The sequence below is a fragment of the endosymbiont of Lamellibrachia barhami genome, assembly GCF_011947365.2.
Classification (GTDB): Bacteria; Pseudomonadota; Gammaproteobacteria; order Chromatiales; family Chromatiaceae; genus QGON01.
The window spans coordinates 962,667-981,364 of the sequence record NZ_JAAVSH020000001.1 but is presented as its reverse complement, the minus strand read 5'-3'; the positions used below and the strand labels follow the sequence as shown (position 1 = coordinate 981,364).

Sequence of the window (18,698 nt, the reverse complement as noted above, 5' to 3'; positions counted from 1 at the left end):
TCATTACGTATTGCTCAACCCCGCCAATCATCATGGCCGACAGCGCCAGTGCAGTCTCCTGTTCATCTGCTTTCGCTCGGCAACTGCTGATCAGCGCCACCAAGCGACGAAAAACTGCTGGAACCGCACCATGGTAACGAAACCCATGTATTTCCCGGCCACTGCGGTGTCATCACCAGAAGACCGAGGATGATGGTGCCGATCAGCCTGCGGATCAGCGCCATCAGCTCACCCGCCTTGGGCAATGCCCCAACCTGTAGAGCCTCGCCCACGCGGCAGGCGGCGACAGATAAAAGACGAATATCGCCGCCATCAGGGTACCGACCACGGTCATAAACCAGACCGAGGTTTTTACCTCGCCATCGAAAGCAGAGAACAGCACCCAACTGCCGGTGGCGAGAATCAGCACAACCGCGAGCCAGACCCAGGGAAAAAAGCCGTCGAAAACCTTCAGCATCAACGGCAACCGTTGCGGCGGTTCAAGCAGTTGCGCGACAGCGGGGCGCAGTGCCATGTGGGCAAAAAACATGCCGCCCACCCAGACGATGGCAGCGAGCAGATGCAGGGTCATGGCCAGGGACATTGATTACTCCAACGCTAGATTCATTCTGATCGGAGATTGTACCGCATCAATATCTCTAATATCCCTGGAGAGATCGAGAGGACGTTTTCGGTCCGCACGCTCGCCCCCTGTTGGCGTCCACCCCAGATATTTGAAAAGTAACGCTTTTGACAGTAGACTTGATTGTTCTCCGCCATCTTTTACGGCGAAAATCGATGCGAAGGCGTCCATTCCAGGATGCCTTTTGTTTTTCTGGGAAACGGAATTGGCAATGTCAGACACTCTGATGGCAACTTACAGGCGGCTGCCGGTAACCTTCGAGCGGGGCGAAGGGGCCTGGCTGTGGGACACTGCGGGCAAGCGCTACCTGGATGCCATTACCGGCATTGCGGTCTGCGGTCTGGGTCACGCCCATCCTGCGGTCAAAACCGCAATCTGCGAGCAGGCGGGTACGCTGGTCCACACCTCCAACCTCTACGGCATACAGCAGCAGCAGATCCTGGGGGACAACCTGACGCGCCTCTCCGATATGGACCGGGTCTTCTTCGCCAACTCCGGCGCAGAAGCCAATGAGGCAGCAATCAAGATTGCTAGGCTCTACGGCCACCGGAAAGGCATTGATAACCCCGCCATTCTGGTGATGGAAAACAGCTTCCACGGCCGCACCCTGGCGACCCTCTCCGCCACCGGAAACCGTAAGGTGCAGGCAGGTTTTGAACCTCTGGTGCAGGGGTTCGTGCGCGTCCCCTTCGGCGACTTCGATGCGATCAGAGAGGTGGCGCAGAACAGCGCCAGCGTGGTTGCGGTACTGGTGGAACCGGTGCAGGGCGAAGGCGGCGTCAACATTCCTCCCGCCGACTATCTGAACAACATCCGTACACTCTGCGACGCGCAGGGCTGGCTGATGATGCTGGATGAGATCCAGACCGGCATGGGCCGCACCGGCAGGATGTTCGCCCATCAGCACAACGGCATCCAGCCCGACGTCATGACGCTGGCCAAAGGACTGGGCAATGGCGTACCGATCGGCGCCTGCCTTGCAAAGGGTACGGCGGCCGAGGTTCTCGGCCCTGGCAGCCACGGCTCCACCTTTGGCGGAAACCCCCTCGCCTGCCGGGTGGGTAACGCGGTAATAGAAACCCTGGAGTCGGAAAACCTCGTGGCGCGGGCAGCCGCCCTGAGTGAACGGTTCCTGGCGGGATTCAAGGCAGCATTTCAGTCCAGTAAGGGTGTCACCGACATTCGCGCCAGCGGCCTCCTGATCGGCATCGAACTGGATCGGCCCTGCACCGAACTCGTCGGTCAGGCGCTGAAAGAGGGTCTGCTGATCAACGTTACCGTCGACAAGGTCATCCGGCTGCTGCCGCCACTGATACTGACAGATCAGGAAGCGGACCAGATCATCGAAACAGTCAGCACACTGGTCGACAATTTTCTTAGCGCTTCATAACCCAAGTAACAGCAATATGAATCAGACACAGACCAGGCACTTTCTCGCCCTCACCGACCTCTCATCCGACGAGTTGAATGGCTTGATCAAACGCGCCATCGAGCTGAAAGAGCTGCAGCGCCGGGGAGAGATCCATGAAACCCTGAAGAATCGCACCCTGGGTATGATCTTCGACAAATCATCTACCCGCACCCGTATCTCCTTTGAGACAGGCATGACCCAGCTGGGTGGTCATGCGCTGTTTCTCTCACCGCGGGATACTCAACTGGGACGCGGCGAGCCCATCGAGGACAGCGCCCGGGTGATGTCGAGCATGGTGGATATCATTACGATTCGCACCTTCGACCATGAAAAAGTGGAGCACTTTGCCCAATACTCCACAGCGCCGGTGATCAATGCCCTCACCGACCTGCTCCATCCCTGTCAGCTGCTGGCGGACATGCAGACCTATTTTGAGCATCGAGGCGATATTCGCGGCAAGACCGTGACCTGGGTCGGCGACGGCAACAACATGTGCCACTCCTACATCAACGCCGCCATCCGTTTCGGCTTCAAACTCAACATCGCCTGCCCGGAGGGTTATGATCCCGACGCAGCCCTTCTCGACGCCATCGGCGACCAGGCTGAGATCATCCGCAACCCCATGGCGGCCGCTGATGGTGCCGACCTCGTGGTCACCGACGTCTGGGCCAGCATGGGTCAGGAAGAGGAGCAGGCACTTCGTGAAAAGGCCTTCGCCGACTATCAGGTCAGCGATGCCATAATGGCCAATGCAGACAAGGATGCCCTCTTCATGCACTGCCTGCCCGCCCATCGCGGAGAGGAGGTCAGCGCCTCAGTGATCGACAGAAAGGACAGTGTGGTCTGGGACGAAGCGGAAAACCGTCTACACTCGCAGAAGGCGCTGCTGGAGTTTCTACTTCTCAACTAGCCTCAGCTGCAAAACTGCGGCAGACTTTGAAGAATTGCCGACGGGAAACTGAAACAATCACCTCTTCGACCAAGCTGGACCCCTGAGATGAATAAGATAAAAGTCCTACTGCTCTGCCTGCTTCTACTGCTTTCCGGCACCCTTCAGGCCGAAACCCGCTACGTTACCGACATCCTCAAGGTCACCATGCGTTCCGGGGAGAGCTCCTCCCACCGTATTCTGCGCATGCTCAACAGCGGAACCGCCGTCGAGGTACTGGAGAGCAACAGCGAGTCCGGCTACTCCAAGATACGTACCAGCGGCGGCCAGATCGGTTATGTCCTGAATCGGCAGCTGATGGTCAAGCCCAGCGCCCGCAGCCAGTTAACCTCAATGGAGCAGCAGTTGCAGGCGCTTCAGGAAGCACCAGGGAAACTCAGTAGCAAACTGGCAGACCTGCAAAAGCAACACAAGGCGCTGCAAGCAGCCCATAAAGAACTCATGCAGATCAAGAAAAAATTGGATTCCAATCTGCAGAACATTCAGCGCACCGCATCCAGTGCTATCCGCATCTCCAATGAACGCAACGAACTGCGCACACAGGTCAAGGAGCTGAGCCGTCAGGTGGGGGAGCTGAAACAGGAGAACCGGGATCTGAGCAACAAGGCCACCCGCGACTGGTTTCTTATCGGGGCCGGCGTCATCATTGCCGGCATCCTCATCGGCCTGATTCTGCCGCATCTGCGCTTTCAGCGACGCCGCAATGACTGGGGTTCGCTCTAGAGTTGCGTAGGCCCGATCAAGCGTAGCGGATCGGGCATTATTGCATTGGCAGAATCAATAAGGCTGCCGGTTCCGCTGCGCTTGAACCGGCCTACGAAAGAGTGTCAAACGCAGCAACTTGAATTACAAATTAAGACAGTATTGCACCTCTACCCGTCGATAATCTGTTGCAGACGTTCATTCAACTGCTGTGATGTCTGCCCCGCCGGATCTATTACCGGATAGGGCGTAACCAACGCGCCGCCCCTCAGCACCAACGAGGAAAACACATGCCCCTGCCCCCGCACTCCGGCGATGCGTAGCGGCACCAATGGGGCGCCGGTAAATGCAGCAAGCCGTGAAGCCCCCGCCTTGAGCCGACGGGGAGGATCTGTCTCCAGGTGAATCTTTCCGTGGGGAAAAATCGCCACCACCTCACCATCGCGCAGCGCCCGGAACGCGGCTCGCAAAGCCTTCTCCGGAGATCTCTCCCGATCAACCGGGATACATCCGGCAGCCCTGAACAACCACTTCAACCCAAAACGTTCGTACTGCTCCCGCGCGATCATGAAACGCACCGGACGGCGGCAGCAACTGACCAGCAACAGCGGATCGAGCCCGGAGATGTGGTTGGAAACGACGATCGCCGGACCCTGCTCCGGAAGATCCAGACTCACCGGTTGCAGGCGATGGTATCGACGACAAAAGAGTCTACTCAAACCATCAACGCGGTTGGCCCAGCCGTGTCCCCAATCGACTTCATTCGCCCGCAGAGAGACCTTGTTCAACCGGTTTAATCCATAGACGACGACCGCAACAAGACAGGATAAGAGCAGCTGCCAAGTCTCCATCATCTACTTCTTTTTCTTGCCGCCTTTCTGATAAACCTTGCGCTGAAACAGATCGGTTCGGCGACTTACCAGACGATCGACGAAGAGCACACCATCGAGATGATCCACCTCATGCTGCAGGGCGCGGGCCTCATACCCCTCCATCTCGTACTCGTGGGGCTCGCCAAACTTATCCTGCGCAGTGAGTTTGATCCGCTCGGCCCGAATCACATTACCGGTATAGTCCGGCACCGACAGGCACCCTTCACGGCCCAACTCAAAACCGTCCCACTCGGTGATCTCCGGATTGATCAGGAGCAGATGACCGTGATTGGGAACCGGCTTGCGCGTATGGGAACAGTCGACGACGATGATGCGCTGATGGTGGCCTAGCTGGGGCGCCGCAATGCCCACCGCAGCAGGGCCGTCCCGGCGGGTCTCTTCCAGGTCATCGATGAAGGCATTCAACGCATCGTCGAACCGCTCAACCGGCTCTGACACCTGCTTCAAACGGACATCCGGCAACTTCAGAATCTCCAGTATCGCCATGAGATCAGCCGATCAGCGTTTCGATGGGCGAGATGTTGAGTTCGATCTCCTCACCGCCCAGTCCGTCCAGCGCCGACTGCAGTCTCTCGAGCGTCTCTTCAGAGTAACCCTGAATCGTCATGATGTAGACCGGCTGTTCAGTGGATCCCGCCACGTCGGACTCCAGCTCCAGGACATTAAAACCACTCTCCGCCAGGGCGCCGGTCACCCCGGCCACGATCCCGGCGCGATCGGCGCCCACCACCCGCACCTGGAAATTAGGCACCCGGTGTTGGTGCAGCTCTCCACGGATGGGATCGATATGGACCTGCAACTGCAACTCATCCGCTACCTGGGCAATCAGGGTCTCCAGGGGCTGATCGCCTGCCGACACCATCATCATGATGGTAAAATTCCCCCCCAGACGCATCATCGAAGTCTCGCCCAGTGAGCATCCGCCCCGGTAGAGCGCATCCGTTACCCGGGAGACTATCCCCAGCCGGTCTTCGCCGACCAGCGTCATCATCTGCCAATCCATCAGGATCTTTCCTCTCTTGTCAGTCTGGGTCAATCCAGATCAATGAAGCCATGCGGCCTGTCATCCCATCCCGTCGATAGGAGAAAAAGCGTTTCGGGTCGCTAACTGTACAGTATTGCCCACCTCCCACGAAACCTACAGAGCACTGCGCCAGACGCTGCCGGGCCAGGAGATAGATATCCGCCAACCAGTGATTGCCGGAGACCGCTCGAAACGCGGCTTCAGCCTCGGAATTCTGCTCCACGAATCTCTTGCGCACCTCCCCCCCCACCTCGAATCTTTCCGGCCCAATGGCCGGACCCAGCCAGGCAAGCACCTCGTCCCCCGGACAATCAAACCGCCGCAACGCCGCCTCGATCACGCCTCCCGCCAAACCACGCCAGCCGGCGTGAACAGCACAGACTCGCGTTCCCAAGCGGTCGCAGAGCAGTAGAGGCAGGCAGTCGGCGGTGAGCACGGCACAGACCTGCCCGGGTGTCGTGGCGCATATCGCGTCCGCCTCACACCCGGCAGATGCCTGCTCACGCTCGACCACATCACAGCCGTGTACCTGCTGCAGCCAAAGGGGTTCTCCGGAAAGTTTCAATGCGGACTGCAACGACGCCCTATTTTGCGTGACAGCCACGGGGTCATCCCCAACATGGGCGCCGAGATTCAGGCTTGAATATTGACCCCGGCTAACTCCACCGATACGGGTGGTTATCACCGCGTTCACCCTGGTGGGCGCAGGCCACTCCGGTAGAATGAAATTCATAGGGCCGCGCTGTCACTCTCCAACTCATCCAGCAGTTGCCGCATATCCTCCGGTAACGGCGCTTCCCAGGCCATCTCCTCGCCACTGACTGGGTGCATCAGCCCCAGCCGCCGCGCGCACAACGCCTGATGCCTGAAGGATTGCAATACCGCCAGCAAGCCAGGAGAAGCACCGGCAGGCAGACGCAGCCTGCCGCCATAGTCAGGATCACCCAACAGCGGGTGGTGAATATGGGCCATGTGCACGCGAATCTGGTGGGTGCGCCCTGTCTCCAGGTTGATTCGCAGCAGAGTGTGAGCCCGATATCGGCCCTCAACCCGGTAGCGGGTCACCGCCATCTTACCCAAGGGATGCACCGCCATGCGGGTGCGGTGGACAGGATGACGGCCGATGGGTGCATCCACCTTGCCCCCTGCGGTCATCACACCCTGGGCAATCGCCACATACTCCCGCTTGACGCTTCTCTCCTGCAGCTGCCCCACCAGGGAGGTCTGCGCCTGCAGCGTTTTCGCCACCACCAGGAGACCACTGGTCGCCTTGTCGAGACGATGCACTATGCCGGCCCGGGGTATCTGGCTCAGGTCTGGATGGTGGTACAGCAGGGCATTCAGCAACGTCCCGTCGGGATTGCCCACTGCCGGATGCACCACCATGCCCACGGGTTTGTTGATCACCAGCAGACTCTCGTCCTCGAAGAGGATCTCCAGAGGGATCGCCTGGGGCCGGGAGACGACCTCCGTCTCCAGCACCGGTTCCAACGACAACTGTTCACCGCCCCAGACCTTGTCTTTGCTGCGGCAGGGTTTCCCATCCAGCAACACCCGTCCATCCTTGATCCAACGTTGCAGACGGCTGCGCGAATAGTCGGAAAACAGGGAGGCCACCACCTGGTCCAGCCGCTTGCCCGCCTGATCTGCACCGACTTGCGCAATCAGCCGCTCCGCCGTCACTCCCGTCCCCGCGTTATCAGACATGGCCATGCGTTGCCCCACGCTTTCCGCTATACTGCGGGGATTTTAATAGTCCCAATTTGCCGATTCCCGATAGATGCATACTTTTCGTTTTCTCTGGATTCTTACTTTCCTGTTCACTTCCGGATGCTCTCTGCTGCCCGAGCAGATCGACCAGACCAAGGACTGGAGCGCAAGCCAGTTCTACTCTGAAGCCAAGGAGGCGATGAGGGACTCGGACTATGATCAGGCAATCAAATATTACGAAGGGCTGGAAGCCCGCTTCCCGTTTGGCCGTTTCGCCACTCAATCGCAGCTCGACATCATCTACGCCTATTATAAAAACAATGAGCCGGATTCCGTTACCGCAGCAGCCGACCGGTTCATCAAACTGCACCCCCAGAACCCCTACGTGGATTACGCCTACTACCTGAAAGGTCTGACAAACTATAACCGCGACCACAGTTTCACCAGTCGCTTTATACCGTCCGATCCATCACAGCGGGATCCGGGAGCAGCACTGGAGTCATTCAAGGATTTCGAGCAGCTCCTGTTGCTCTACCCGGGCAGCAAGTACGCCGATGATGCCCGTCAGCGCATGCGCTATCTTCGCAACAACCTTGCCAAGTACCAGATACACGTCGCCAGATACTATATGAAACGAAATGCCTATCTGGCCGCAGCCAACCGGGCCAACCGCGTGGTCGCCAACTTCCAGCGCAGCACTGTGGTTCAGGAGGCGCTGGAGATCATGGTTGATGCTTATACCCGACTGGAGATGGAGGATCTGGCCAACGACGCCAAGCGAGTCCTGACGCTCAACCAACAGAAGGGGACTTTTGACGTACCCGGCCAGGACGACGACGAAAGCCTGACCGAGACGATCTGGAACTTCTTCGAACTGGATAAAAACTAACCGTCTCTCCAGAAGAGGCCCTGAGCCTCTTCCGGTTGAAAACGACAAAATTCAGATCGCCGCTTCATCCTCTTCACCGGTACGGATCCGGATGACCCGCTCGACCGGCGAGACAAATATCTTGCCGTCACCGATCTTGCCGGTACGGGCCGCATTGGTAATCGCCTCGATGCACTCCGCCACCTGATCTGCTGCAATTACCACTTCGATCTTCACCTTGGGCAGAAAATCCACCACATACTCCGCCCCACGGTAGAGCTCCGTATGTCCCTTCTGACGCCCGAAGCCCTTGACCTCTGTGGTTGTCATACCGGTTATACCAACATTGGAAAGCGCCTCGCGGACATCCTCCATCTTGAAGGGTTTGATAATTGCTTCTACTTTTTTCATCTCTTTTCTGCTCCCTCTGAGCTGTAGTCCGCCGCCTGTGTGCAGCATCAAGACACCGCTATCTTAGCGACTTTTCCCCTGGAATGTAGCCAGTCTCCATCTGAGCGTTGAGGGGTCGGAGTCAAACCACCTACCCAAATCATTTTTCCAACTACCTCTCATGGTTTGACTCCGACCCCTTGGGCTTGATGCGATTCAACTCCCGGTCAGTGGATAGCGCCGGTCCCGGCCAAACGCCCGGCGGGTAATCTTAACCCCTGGCGGAGCCTGGCGCCGCTTATATTCATTACGGTTTACCAGTCTTACCACACGATCCACGGTCTCTGCATCAAAGCCGGCGGCAATAATCTGCCCGACACTCTGATCCCGCTCCACATAGCGCTCCAGGATCGAATCGAGCACATCGTAGGACGGCAGGGAGTCGCTGTCTTTCTGGTCAGGCGCCAACTCAGCGGATGGCGGTCGATCTATCACCCTTTGAGGTATCACCCGGGAGAGCGTGTTGCGATATTCGCAAAGCCGGTAGACCAGCGTCTTGGGCACATCCTTGATCGGCGCGAACCCACCCGCCATATCGCCATAAAGCGTGGCGTAGCCCACTGCCATTTCGCTCTTGTTGCCGGTAGTGAGCAGAATACGCCCCTTCTTGTTGCTGATTGCCATCAGAATAATGCCGCGGCAACGCGCCTGAATGTTCTCTTCAGTCACATCCGTCGAACAATCCGAAAACGTTTCGGATAACATGTCGACAAAGGCGTTGAAGGCCGGTGCGATCGGAATGGAACGGTGCTCGACTCGCAGAATTTCCGCCTCCTCCACCGCATCTTCATTGCTCATCTGCGCAGTATAGCGGGAGGGCATCATCACCACCTCGACCTGATCACTCCCCAGCGCGTCAACCGCAACCGCCAGGGTGAGCGCGGAATCGATCCCACCCGAAAGTCCGAGAATGGCGCCGTTAAAACCGTTCTTCAAAACATAGTCACGAGTGCCCAGCACCAACGCCCGATAGACCGCTTCCGCCGCCTCCGGAATCATAGACACATCCGCCGCCAGCGGCTCGGGATGGGCGCCTATACGCCACTCGCTGATAACCTCAGCCTCCTCAAAAAAGGGCAACCGCTGAGTCAGGTTCCCCAGTGCGTCCACCACAAAGGAGCCACCGTCGAAAACCAGTTCGTCCTGCCCTCCCACCAGATTGGCATAGATGATCGGGACTGCGTTTTCCCGCGCCCGCTGCTGTATCAACGCCTCCCGCTCCGGCGCCTTCCCGGCATGGTAGGGCGAGGCATTCAGGTTCAGCATCAGTTGCGCACCGGCTTCACAGGCTTGGGCAATGGGGGCCGTTTCCCAGACGTCCTCGCAGACAGTGAGGCCGATCTTGATGCCATTGACGCTGAAGAGTCCGCTCTCACTGCCCGAGGCAAAATAGCGCTTCTCATCAAACACACTGTAGTTGGGCAGCCGTTGTTTACGATATTCGACCACCACTTTCCCATCGCGCAGTACCCCCGCCATGTTATAGAGGACGCCGTCAGCGCGTTTTGGATAACCCACCACCAGGCAGATACCACTGACCTCTCTGCGAATCCGTTCAACCGCAACCTCCACCCGGTCGATAAAGTCCGGCCGCAGCAGCAGGTCTTCCGGCGGGTAACCGGTCAAAGTCAACTCTGGAAAGACAATCACCTCCGCCAGATCACGGGCCTTTAGCGCCACATCGATGACGCGCTGGGCATTGCCCTCGATATCCCCCACCAGCAGATTGTGCTGGGCAATCAGAATACGCAGATTCACAAGATCCTCGTTCAGCTTAAACTTTAAAGATTGATGGTATTATTCCAAAAACCACTCGCGGACTAAATAACTCATATGGGATTTCGTTACTTACTTCTGGCTGCTGCGATCTGGGTCGGCTACCTGATTGTCCGTCATCTGCTGCGCCAGCGCCTGACTAAACCCAAACCCACGTCTCCACAAAAGTCGGTCGACAGCGTGCAGTGCAAATACTGCGGGTTACATCTGCCGAAAGAGGAAGCCATCCAGGATGGGGAAGACCACTTCTGCAGCATCGAACACCGGGATGCGACCCGGAAACAGCGTTAGTCCGGAGATCGAATTCCATGCAAGGATGGCTTGAGTCTCTGCTCCACACACTGCAACCCGACCCCGTCGACGCAGACACAAAAAACCTCCAGACCTGGAATGCCCTGCGCCTGTTCCTGCTCTACCGGCTGACCCTCTCGCTCTCCCTGCCTTTCTTCTTTTTTACCGGCACAGGGCCGGGCTTCCTGGGACAGTTCGCACCGGAGTTGTTCGCCTTTGTTGCCACCATCTATCTGGGCTTGGTGCTGGCCAGCGGTCTCTTCTGGTACTGGCGCTCTCCAGAGGTGGAGCAACAGGCCCACATGATGATCTTCATCGATATCCTGGCGATCACCCTGCTAATGCACGCCAGCGGCGGACTGGAGAGCGGGCTGGGCATGTTGATCGCCATCTCGATAACCGGCGGGGCGGTGATGACAGGGGGCCGGGCCGCGCTGCTGTTTGCCTCTCTTGCGTCGCTGCTGGTGATAGCGGAACAGATCTATGCCGAACTCACCGGCAGTTTTCCCGCCCTTTTTACCCAAGCCGGATTCCTTGGCGCGGTCTTCTTCGCCCTGGCGCTGCTCACCCACGTTCTCTCCAAACGCGCCAGAGAGAGTGAAGAACTGGCCCATCATCGCGCCCACGATCTGGAAAACATGGCCCGCCTCAACGACTATGTCATTCAGCACATGCAAACCGGTGTACTGGTGATCGATGATCAGGCAAAGATTCTGCTGATGAACGAACCCGCCTGGCGGCTGCTCGGCATGCCCGATGCCCAACCCGGCAACCGCCTGGGAGCCGCCTCACCTGAGCTGGCTGAGATGCTGGTGGAGTGGAAACGCACCCGCCGTTGCGACTGCCCCCCATTTCGCGCCATTCCAAGGGGAAAGGAGCTGAGACCCCGTTTCAATGCACTCGGCAGAGGCAATCTGGGTGGTGTTCTGGTGTTTCTGGAGGACACATCCCGGATTCAGCTGGAGGCGCAGCATCTCAAACTCGCTTCCCTGGGCCGACTCACCGCCAGTATTGCGCATGAGATCCGCAACCCTCTCGGGGCCATCAGCCACGCCAATCAGCTATTCAGCGAGTCACCTAATCTGGATAGAGCCGACCAACGCCTGATCGAGATCATCAAGGTCAACTCCGGACGCGTCAACCAGGTGATCGAAAACGTTCTGCAACTCTCCCGGCACAAACCTGGAGAGTGGGCCATATTCAATCTGCACAGCTGGTTCGAGGAGATCATAGCGGAACTGATCAGAAACCAGGGATTTGGCAGTGATATATTCAGTCTGCAGATAGAGCCGCAAGAGACCCAGATCCAGGCCGACCCGGAGCAGTTGCGACAGATTGTCACCAACCTCTGCAATAACGCCCTGCAGCACTCGAAAGAGCGCGTTGCGCTGAAGGTCACCATCGTCGGGGGACGGGTGCCGGAACTGGACACCCCCTTTGTGGATATCATCGACAATGGCCCGGGCATTCCCCAGGATGTGGCGAAGCAGATTTTTGAACCCTTCTACACCACCCACAACAGCGGCACCGGGCTGGGACTCTACATCGCAAGGGAGCTGAGCGAGAGCAACCGGATTCGTCTGGAGTATATTCCAGGACCCACCGGGGGCAGCTGCTTCCGTCTTATATTCGACAACTCGACCGAAGAGGTCACGCAGGCATGACACAACCCTTGGCGCTGATTGTGGATGACGAACCCGACATCTGCGAACTGTTGGAGATCACCCTGATGCGCATGGGCATAGATACCCGCTCCGCCCTCACCCTGGGAGACGCTCGTGAACTGCTGACGCAAAACACCTTCGACCTCTGCCTTAGCGACATGCGACTACCGGACGGGAACGGTATCGAGCTGGTCCGACACATCAATGAAACCTATCCACAGACTCCCGTTGCCATGATCACCGCCCACGGCAACATGGAATCAGCGGTGGAGGCCCTCAAGGCGGGGGCCTTCGATTTTGTCTCCAAGCCGGTGGATCTGGAGGTACTGCGCAAACTGGTGGAAAAGGCACTCAAACTAAAGCGGCCCAATCCTGCACCAGCCAAAGAGAGTGCCGGCAAGATCACCCCAGCCAGCCCCCTGCTGGGCACATCTGCGGTAATGGATCGCATCCGCCATTTGATCGCCAAACTGGCCCGCAGTCAGGCGCCTGTCTACATCAGCGGGGAGTCCGGCAAGGAGCTGTACCGTCGTGATCCACGCCCAAGGACCAAGGTCAGGAGCAGAATTTCGTAGCCGTCAACTGCGGCGCCATTCCCCGTGAACTGATGGAGAGCGAACTGTTCGGCCACGTCAAAGGGAGCTTCACCGGCGCCACATCTGATCATGAAGGGCTGTTCCGGGTAGCAGACGGCGGCACCCTCTTTCTCGATGAAGTGGCCGATCTGCCGCTTCCAATGCAGGTCAAACTATTGCGCGCCATGGCAGGAGAAAACGGGCATGCCTCTACAGGGACTGGAGACATCCTGCGGATATCCGCATCATCAGCGCCACCCACAAGGATCTGCCTGAACGGGTAAAGCAGGGCGAATTCCGCCAGGATCTCTTCTACCGCATCAACGTCATCGAACTGACCATCCCACCGCTACGTGAACGCGCAGGAGATATCCCGCTGCTGGCGGATAAGATCCTTGGACGACTCAGCGGCAAAGGCATAAAGCCCAAAATTACCTGACTGTGCGCCCTCGACAGACCCAAGAGCAATACGTAACCGGAACGAAGTAATACCTGATGCGCAAAAGCCGGATGTGCCAATGTCCGGTCTTGCTGAACACACTCACCTGAATCGGAAGAGAGTATGTCTACTCGGAAGTCTACCCCGCTAACAGTACTGGACGTCAAGCGTCACTCATCGGGCACTCTGGCTGATGCCCACCCTAATCGAGGTCTACGTCTGGTAGCCAACAAGAATGGTACCAAGACCTGGTTCTATCGCTACCGTTCCACAACTGACAGTTACACAGATAAACAGGGTAAAGCTCAATTCCGATTAAAACAGATCAAACTGGGGAACTTCCCGGCGATGGGGCTGGGTGAGGCAAGAAATGCCTTCCAGGAGCAAAAAGGTATCCGAGATGACGTAACGAAGGGCGATCCTCGATTAGTTCAGGAGGATGAGCAAGCGAAGATCAGGAAGAAGTCCGAAAGGGCCAAGGAGGCCAGATATACCGTGGCACACCTGATTGAGGAGTACCTGATAGAACACATCGAACTGGCGCGGGCCTTAAAAGGACAGTTGGAGGCACGGCGCATGATGGAGCGGGCTGAAACTCAAAATTGCGCGATCCGTTCTGGCTCTACAACTCTTGCCGCCCAAAAACTGACAGACGAGCAAGAAAACCAGTCATCGGTGACTGAACCCCGCTCAAGACCGCTTTAATAAACATTCTTGAATTCAGAAAAGCACCCAAACTTATATCACACTCAGATTCCATATGGAGCAGAGCCCAATCAGGTAAACATCATAGTCAGGTAAAGTGGGGATATTTTTCCATTTTGATACAGCAGTCACCAGATGGCCCAGGTGCTGGAGTAATATTCTGTGCTCCCGATGATGCTTTGCAAGTCCAGAGGATAATCAGCAAGCGCAAACCGCTGCTCTTCGGACGTGCATTCTCGTAAATTCCACACACCAAGATCCTTCAACAAAGTCTTTAGATCATTTTTATCGATACAGGCTTCCACTGCAGAGTGAAGATGATTTACAAGTTCAAGCATCTTCTGATGCTGAATATCTATCTCCTCGACATTGACGCTATATTCGTCGCACCAGGTAACGATCGGCATACTCTTCCCTCTCAATAAATTAAAAACCGTTAGGCATACAATTTAACCCAGATTTAATCAGTAACGCCTTAAGTTAGATAACAAAATAAAAAAATCTCGGATATCCATGTCCGTAACCCATTGGTCCATAATAGCCCGCCCATGGTGAACTGCGTGTTATTGAATAATGTGCAGTTCGTGAGTTTCAAGCGCCAGCATGGTGAAACCGTTTGGAAGCCGAGTTTCAGACCCACCTGCAGATCCGCCTCATCACCGATAGATACTAGAGATAGCAAAGAGGCGACCAACAGGCAAGTTAAGTTTCAAGCGCCAGTCCGGAAAATCCGAGGGTGCCTCTGGTGTGATATTGGTGAAATTTCAGGCAGGCGTCATCTCGATTTGCCCAAGAATCACACCGTTTTTCTGTGGAACCGCTCTGGAAACCTAATAACCAGAATTCGAGCTCTCAGTAAGGCGTGTCCGGGGAGCCATACAAAACAAGGGCTTAGCGAGAAATCGCTAGGCTCTTTGTTTTTGCACACCTACTGATAACCACTTTCTCCAATCAACTTCCGCGAAAGATGGGTTTTTCTCGCTAAGTTAATCCACCTGTTGCACTATTGGATATGTGGTTCTTAATGGGTTTTCGGAGGGTTAGATGGCGGAGTGCTACTGATGGGATGGGGGCTATTTCGGTCCAGTCAGGCTCATTGGTTTGAAGTCTATGTACCACGAGATCAGACTGTCCATGCGATAGAGGTTTTGGCTGAAACCGGGGATGTTCAACTCGAACTGGATCCCAGACAGACCACCCATCTGAATGTCAAAGTCATTAAATCCCTGATCAGGGAGTTCGACAGTTTCTGCGGTTCACATAATCTTTCGTTGCCGTCGAATAATGCGATTCCTGCGCACTTGGTGGGTGAGCCTGATGAAGTGGCTAAGTCGTCGGTGGATTATTTCAGGAGATGGGCTGCCCGGCTGTTCGCGATCCAGAATGTACTCAAATTGCTCCAGGGTGAAAAGGCCGATCTATCCCTGCTCGATGCCTGTCTGACGGCGCTTGAGTCCAACGCCTCCGGTATCGAGTCTTTTTCCCACGATACGGATTTTCTCTTTAAAGGTGTCTATGCATGCCCTCAGCACCATCCGCTGAATGTTTCACTGAAGGAGATCTTTTCAGAGAAGGTTTCCGGCGCAACCCATGACTTTTTTCTGGCTGGCTTGCCTGACCGAAACTGCTGGTCGATCATATGGTTGAGTCTTCGGATTGTATTCAACTCGATGTACCAGAGTGGTTGCCGGGAGACTGTGATGAGCAGAGGGCCGCTATTGATCTCCGAATGGAAGATCTGGACAAGGGGATTGCAGGGCATATTGCCACGCTGAAGGCGTATTGGCGTGATGCAGAATTAAAGGAAGTAGTTACAACCACTCCACTGCAACCACCATCTACGACTCCCTGGGTGCATCCCACACGATGTCCATGTATTACGTTAAGGAGGCGGCAAACCCCAACCAGTGGAGTGCCTATACCTTCGTAGACAATGTCAATGTTCCGGCATTGGATGGCAGTCCTGAGGCGGATCTCCGTTTTGATACCAGTGGTCTGCTGATATCCGGTGCCGGGGATGTGGGCGCCACGGGGCAGGTGATCATGAGTACATTCACCCCAGCGGTGGGTGCGGCGCCGATTGCCGGTATGACCTTCGATTACAGTAACGCCACCCAGTTTGGTGCCGGCTTTGCAGTGAGCCTCCTCGAGCAAATTATGATGAGTGCCGATGTAAGCATCTCCAATACGTTGCACATCATCGTCACTGCGGGAGAGTGGAGGCGGAGAGCTGTGGGTTCAACTGCATGCCGAGATAGTGGGTGGTCAGATCCATTTCAAACTCCTGTGCGGTAAACACGCTCCGCAGGCGTAGGCTGGTTCAAACATAGCGGAACCGACCCCTGTAAATGTACATGGGGTTTCCACCGCAGCCGACACATGCCCCGGAGGAATTCGAAGAGCGGCTGCATGATCATCGCCCTTCGAGTGGTCTTTTAGGGTTACTACGGTCGTATTCCGGCAGGTCGAGAAGAAATCCCCAGTTGGCTCGCTCCTGTACGGCTGGTAGGCCGGGTCACCAGTCATGTTCAGCGCCTTGCGCACGGATTCTGTTTGTCGCGGATGGGACAGATATCCACACCAGAGACCACAGCCCGGTGCAGTCGTTCCGGGGCAACCTGATATGATCTTCAGCCCTTTTTCAAAACCGCCGCCCTTGACGTTGGCAGGAAGCTGTCGGGTGCGTCGGACAAATCCTCATCGCTGAAGACCTTGGAACGGATGGCGGCGTGGGGGCAGACCAGCGGACACTTGCCGCAATGAGTGCAGATATCGTCCTCCCACTTCGGCAGTTGCAGGGCGATGTTGCGTTTCTCGAAGGCGGCGGTGCCCAGCGGCCAGGTGCCGTCTGCCGGCATCAGGCTGACTGGAATCTCGTCCCAGCGCCGGACTTTTTGGAGTCGTACTGAAAATAACCCTGGGCGAAGTTGCCGGTCTGCTCGCCGATGATTTTGATGGAGTTTTTATTGGCGGAGACTGTGCCGCCAGCGAGCGCGCCGAGACATGCAGCACGGTAGGCGTCAGTTCACCGGCGATCTTGTACATGTTCGGGATCATCAGCAGCAGGCCCTGGGAGGCGGTGAACGAGGTCGAGAGTGAACCTGCCTGTAGTGCACCGTGAATGGCCCCGGCCGCACCGCCCTCGCTCTGCGTCTCCACCACATCCGGCACCGTGCCCCAGATATTTTTGATGCCGCAGGTAGACCATTCGTCAGACCATTCACCCATCGGTGACGCGGGTGTGATCGGGTAGATGGCGATGACCTCATTGGTCAGATGGGCGATATGGGCGGCGGCCTCGTTACCGTCGATAGTGACCATCTTGTCTGACATATTCTCTGTCCTTGCTGTTGTCTTCGGATACCCAAAAAAGATATAGCAGGTATTTTGGAACAGTGGGCTAAATGAAGGGATGACAATGGTCAATGGGTTATTCGAACCATCCGTTTGTCGCCTTGCCACTATTTACCGATCCTTTGATCCGGCGCAGCCGTATTGTCAGCAGATCTGCGATTATTGGCTAAACTTTCAGGGGGAATAAGCCTTTGATTGGATAGCAGGATATGTCGGCTCAGCATATTGCAGCCCGTCGACCCGGTTTTATGGAACGGGAGAGGCTGCAGGATTTTTTGGATATTTTACGCCATTTGGGTTACCGCACATTGGGTCCGGTGGTGGATCAGGACGCGATTCAGTGGCGGGAAGTCGATACTGTCGATGCTATGCCAGCAGGTGTTCATGCACGACAGGGTGCCGGTGAGTACCGCCTGGAAGTGCAGTCCGACGATCGTCTGTTTGCCTGGAATCATGGACCTCAAGCCATCAAGCCGCTGCTCTTTAGTGCCGAAGAGACACTCTGGCGCGAAAGGCTCATGGTGGATGGCCAGATAGAGATAAAGCAGACCCTGCCCGAGGTTAAACCGACCGCGATTTTCGGCGTGAGGGCCTGTGACCTGGCGGCCCTGGCACTGCAGGACAGACACTTTCTTTCACAGCAAAATCCCGATCCCCACTACAGGATCCGGCGTGACGCCCTCTTTCTTATAGGCATCGATTGTGCCTTTTCCGCAGCGACCTGTTTCTGTACCTCCACCGGTGATGGTCCCTCATTGGGTGAAGGTTTCGATATCGGTATGGCGGAACTGGACGACGGCTATCTTTTCTGGAGGGGCAGTGCAAAGGGCAGTGAGATTATTGACCGGCTATCTCTCGAGCCTGCCACAGAAGTACAGCTCAACAGTATGATTCAGGAGACGGATCGGGCAGCGGCGCAGCAGCACCGTTTTCTGCCGGGCGAGACAGAATTGAAACAGCTCTATGACAGACTGAATCATGAACATTGGGATGAGATTGGGGAGCGCTGCCTCAGCTGCGGCAACTGCACTGCAGTCTGTCCGACATGTTTCTGTTACTCAACGGGTTACCAACGGACATTGGATGGGCGATCCGCCGAGATGAAACGTCAATGGGACTCCTGTTTCAGTCCAACTCACAGCAGTATGGGACAGTTCATGGTGCACGTGGTGGAACGGCGTTGCGATTATCGCCAATGGCTGACTGCAAGCTTGCAGGTTGGCAGGAGCAGTTTGGCACGAGTAGATTGTGTCAATATTGTAATG

General features: G+C 56.4%; 20 protein-coding genes and 2 pseudogenes. 11 read left to right on the top strand and 11 right to left on the bottom strand.

The genetic code is table 11. The annotated features are described in order from the left end of the window. Positions 1–223: 223 nt before the first annotated feature. On the bottom strand, positions 224–583 hold the full coding sequence (locus tag G9Q73_RS04400; RefSeq protein WP_246345004.1) for a DUF4149 domain-containing protein: 360 nt from the start codon (positions 581–583) through the stop codon (positions 224–226). Positions 584–833: 250 nt separating this feature from the next. On the opposite strand from G9Q73_RS04400, the gene G9Q73_RS04395 reads away from it, so the two are divergent. From G9Q73_RS04395 to G9Q73_RS04385, 3 genes are all read left to right on the top strand, one after another. Continuing rightward, positions 834–2,012: an aspartate aminotransferase family protein gene (locus G9Q73_RS04395; RefSeq protein WP_177418721.1), complete on the top strand. Its 1,179-nt coding sequence runs from the start codon at positions 834–836 to the stop codon at positions 2,010–2,012. 16 nt (positions 2,013–2,028) lie between these two features. Then, positions 2,029–2,943 (top strand): ornithine carbamoyltransferase, encoded by a 915-nt coding sequence (gene argF / locus G9Q73_RS04390; protein WP_177418720.1) that lies wholly within the window; start codon positions 2,029–2,031, stop codon positions 2,941–2,943. A gap of 87 nt (positions 2,944–3,030) precedes the next feature. Then, positions 3,031–3,705 (top strand): TIGR04211 family SH3 domain-containing protein, encoded by a 675-nt coding sequence (locus G9Q73_RS04385; protein ID WP_177418719.1) that lies wholly within the window; start codon positions 3,031–3,033, stop codon positions 3,703–3,705. Between the two features lie 149 nt (positions 3,706–3,854). Here the strand turns inward: G9Q73_RS04385 and G9Q73_RS04380 are convergent, their stop codons facing one another. The 5 genes from G9Q73_RS04380 to rluD are packed head-to-tail and all read right to left on the bottom strand — an operon-like array spanning position 3,855 to position 7,308. Next, positions 3,855–4,538 carry a lysophospholipid acyltransferase family protein gene (locus tag G9Q73_RS04380; protein ID WP_177418718.1) on the bottom strand — a complete coding sequence of 228 codons (684 nt, stop codon included), beginning with the start codon at positions 4,536–4,538 and terminating at the stop codon, positions 3,855–3,857. Further along, positions 4,539–5,063 (bottom strand): peptide deformylase, encoded by a 525-nt coding sequence (gene def / locus G9Q73_RS04375; protein ID WP_177418717.1) that lies wholly within the window; start codon positions 5,061–5,063, stop codon positions 4,539–4,541. It abuts the gene before it with no gap. A 4-nt stretch (positions 5,064–5,067) separates the two neighbouring features. After that, on the bottom strand, positions 5,068–5,580 hold the full coding sequence (locus G9Q73_RS04370) for a glycine cleavage system transcriptional repressor (protein WP_177418716.1): 513 nt from the start codon (positions 5,578–5,580) through the stop codon (positions 5,068–5,070). Positions 5,581–5,599: 19 nt separating this feature from the next. Next, complete coding sequence (gene pgeF, locus G9Q73_RS04365; protein WP_177418715.1) at positions 5,600–6,334, bottom strand: peptidoglycan editing factor PgeF; 735 nt, start codon at positions 6,332–6,334, stop codon at positions 5,600–5,602. Further along, a complete protein-coding gene (rluD, locus tag G9Q73_RS04360) occupies positions 6,331–7,308 on the bottom strand; it encodes a 23S rRNA pseudouridine(1911/1915/1917) synthase RluD (protein WP_218649924.1) in 978 nt (325 codons plus the stop codon). The genes pgeF and rluD overlap by 4 nt, the downstream gene beginning before the upstream one ends. A gap of 73 nt (positions 7,309–7,381) precedes the next feature. Here rluD and G9Q73_RS04355 point away from each other — a divergent pair, with 73 nt between their 5' ends. After that, on the top strand, positions 7,382–8,200 hold the full coding sequence (locus G9Q73_RS04355) for an outer membrane protein assembly factor BamD (protein ID WP_177418714.1): 819 nt from the start codon (positions 7,382–7,384) through the stop codon (positions 8,198–8,200). Positions 8,201–8,251: 51 nt separating this feature from the next. Here G9Q73_RS04355 and G9Q73_RS04350 read toward each other — a convergent pair whose 3' ends face one another. Both G9Q73_RS04350 and G9Q73_RS04345 read right to left on the bottom strand, forming a co-directional pair. Continuing rightward, the gene (locus G9Q73_RS04350; RefSeq protein WP_177418713.1) at positions 8,252–8,590 is read right to left on the bottom strand and encodes a P-II family nitrogen regulator; all 339 of its coding nucleotides are present in this window, start codon (positions 8,588–8,590) and stop codon (positions 8,252–8,254) included. Between the two features lie 195 nt (positions 8,591–8,785). Then, a complete protein-coding gene (locus G9Q73_RS04345) occupies positions 8,786–10,387 on the bottom strand; it encodes an NAD+ synthase (RefSeq protein ID WP_177418712.1) in 1,602 nt (533 codons plus the stop codon). A 75-nt stretch (positions 10,388–10,462) separates the two neighbouring features. On the opposite strand from G9Q73_RS04345, the gene G9Q73_RS04340 reads away from it, so the two are divergent. The 4 genes and pseudogenes from G9Q73_RS04340 (at position 10,463) to G9Q73_RS04325 (ending at position 14,079) form a co-directional block, all read left to right on the top strand. Then, positions 10,463–10,696, top strand: a complete 234-nt coding sequence (locus G9Q73_RS04340; protein ID WP_177418711.1) for a PP0621 family protein — start codon at positions 10,463–10,465, stop codon at positions 10,694–10,696. Positions 10,697–10,713: 17 nt separating this feature from the next. Next, complete coding sequence (locus G9Q73_RS04335) at positions 10,714–12,360, top strand: two-component system sensor histidine kinase NtrB (protein WP_177418710.1); 1,647 nt, start codon at positions 10,714–10,716, stop codon at positions 12,358–12,360. Beyond that, positions 12,357–13,344, top strand: a pseudogene (locus G9Q73_RS04330) (sigma-54-dependent transcriptional regulator); the annotation flags it as partial. The gene G9Q73_RS04335 and the pseudogene G9Q73_RS04330, both read left to right, overlap by 4 nt. A gap of 153 nt (positions 13,345–13,497) precedes the next feature. Further along, entirely contained in the window at positions 13,498–14,079 is a 582-nt protein-coding gene (locus G9Q73_RS04325; protein WP_177418709.1) for an Arm DNA-binding domain-containing protein, read from the top strand. Between the two features lie 128 nt (positions 14,080–14,207). Here G9Q73_RS04325 and G9Q73_RS04320 read toward each other — a convergent pair whose 3' ends face one another. Next, positions 14,208–14,486 carry a hemerythrin domain-containing protein gene (locus G9Q73_RS04320; RefSeq protein ID WP_177418708.1) on the bottom strand — a complete coding sequence of 93 codons (279 nt, stop codon included), beginning with the start codon at positions 14,484–14,486 and terminating at the stop codon, positions 14,208–14,210. 654 nt (positions 14,487–15,140) lie between these two features. On the opposite strand from G9Q73_RS04320, the gene G9Q73_RS04315 reads away from it, so the two are divergent. Further along, positions 15,141–15,854, top strand: a complete 714-nt coding sequence (locus G9Q73_RS04315; protein WP_177418707.1) for a hypothetical protein — start codon at positions 15,141–15,143, stop codon at positions 15,852–15,854. A 22-nt stretch (positions 15,855–15,876) separates the two neighbouring features. After that, the gene (locus G9Q73_RS04310) at positions 15,877–16,374 is read left to right on the top strand and encodes a flagellar basal body FlgE domain-containing protein (protein ID WP_177421248.1); all 498 of its coding nucleotides are present in this window, start codon (positions 15,877–15,879) and stop codon (positions 16,372–16,374) included. A gap of 335 nt (positions 16,375–16,709) precedes the next feature. On the opposite strand, the gene G9Q73_RS04305 is transcribed toward G9Q73_RS04310, so the two are convergent. Both G9Q73_RS04305 and G9Q73_RS20660 read right to left on the bottom strand, forming a co-directional pair. Further along, on the bottom strand, positions 16,710–16,937 hold the full coding sequence (locus tag G9Q73_RS04305; protein WP_177418706.1) for a 4Fe-4S binding protein: 228 nt from the start codon (positions 16,935–16,937) through the stop codon (positions 16,710–16,712). A 115-nt stretch (positions 16,938–17,052) separates the two neighbouring features. After that, positions 17,053–17,412 (bottom strand): annotated as a pseudogene (locus G9Q73_RS20660) (pyruvate:ferredoxin (flavodoxin) oxidoreductase); the annotation flags it as partial. A gap of 230 nt (positions 17,413–17,642) precedes the next feature. Between G9Q73_RS20660 and G9Q73_RS04295 the strand changes: the two are divergent. Then, positions 17,643–18,698 (top strand): 4Fe-4S dicluster domain-containing protein (locus G9Q73_RS04295; protein WP_177418705.1); only part of this gene is annotated, 1,056 nt, incomplete at its 3' end.

What these genes read in the sequence shown, in the direction of transcription:
- G9Q73_RS04400 (WP_246345004.1), bottom strand. Translation starts at nt 583, where the DNA reads ATGTCCCTGGCCATGACCCTGCATCTGCTCGCTGCCATCGTCTGGGTG.
- G9Q73_RS04395 (WP_177418721.1), top strand. Translation starts at nt 834, where the DNA reads ATGTCAGACACTCTGATGGCAACTTACAGGCGGCTGCCGGTAACCTTC.
- argF (WP_177418720.1), top strand. Translation starts at nt 2,029, where the DNA reads ATGAATCAGACACAGACCAGGCACTTTCTCGCCCTCACCGACCTCTCA.
- G9Q73_RS04385 (WP_177418719.1), top strand. Translation starts at nt 3,031, where the DNA reads ATGAATAAGATAAAAGTCCTACTGCTCTGCCTGCTTCTACTGCTTTCC.
- G9Q73_RS04380 (WP_177418718.1), bottom strand. Translation starts at nt 4,538, where the DNA reads ATGATGGAGACTTGGCAGCTGCTCTTATCCTGTCTTGTTGCGGTCGTC.
- def (WP_177418717.1), bottom strand. Translation starts at nt 5,063, where the DNA reads ATGGCGATACTGGAGATTCTGAAGTTGCCGGATGTCCGTTTGAAGCAG.
- G9Q73_RS04370 (WP_177418716.1), bottom strand. Translation starts at nt 5,580, where the DNA reads ATGGATTGGCAGATGATGACGCTGGTCGGCGAAGACCGGCTGGGGATA.
- pgeF (WP_177418715.1), bottom strand. Translation starts at nt 6,334, where the DNA reads ATGAATTTCATTCTACCGGAGTGGCCTGCGCCCACCAGGGTGAACGCG.
- rluD (WP_218649924.1), bottom strand. Translation starts at nt 7,308, where the DNA reads ATGTCTGATAACGCGGGGACGGGAGTGACGGCGGAGCGGCTGATTGCG.
- G9Q73_RS04355 (WP_177418714.1), top strand. Translation starts at nt 7,382, where the DNA reads ATGCATACTTTTCGTTTTCTCTGGATTCTTACTTTCCTGTTCACTTCC.
- G9Q73_RS04350 (WP_177418713.1), bottom strand. Translation starts at nt 8,590, where the DNA reads ATGAAAAAAGTAGAAGCAATTATCAAACCCTTCAAGATGGAGGATGTC.
- G9Q73_RS04340 (WP_177418711.1), top strand. Translation starts at nt 10,463, where the DNA reads ATGGGATTTCGTTACTTACTTCTGGCTGCTGCGATCTGGGTCGGCTAC.
- G9Q73_RS04335 (WP_177418710.1), top strand. Translation starts at nt 10,714, where the DNA reads ATGCAAGGATGGCTTGAGTCTCTGCTCCACACACTGCAACCCGACCCC.
- G9Q73_RS04325 (WP_177418709.1), top strand. Translation starts at nt 13,498, where the DNA reads ATGTCTACTCGGAAGTCTACCCCGCTAACAGTACTGGACGTCAAGCGT.
- G9Q73_RS04320 (WP_177418708.1), bottom strand. Translation starts at nt 14,486, where the DNA reads ATGCCGATCGTTACCTGGTGCGACGAATATAGCGTCAATGTCGAGGAG.
- G9Q73_RS04315 (WP_177418707.1), top strand. Translation starts at nt 15,141, where the DNA reads ATGGGATGGGGGCTATTTCGGTCCAGTCAGGCTCATTGGTTTGAAGTC.
- G9Q73_RS04305 (WP_177418706.1), bottom strand. Translation starts at nt 16,937, where the DNA reads ATGCCGGCAGACGGCACCTGGCCGCTGGGCACCGCCGCCTTCGAGAAA.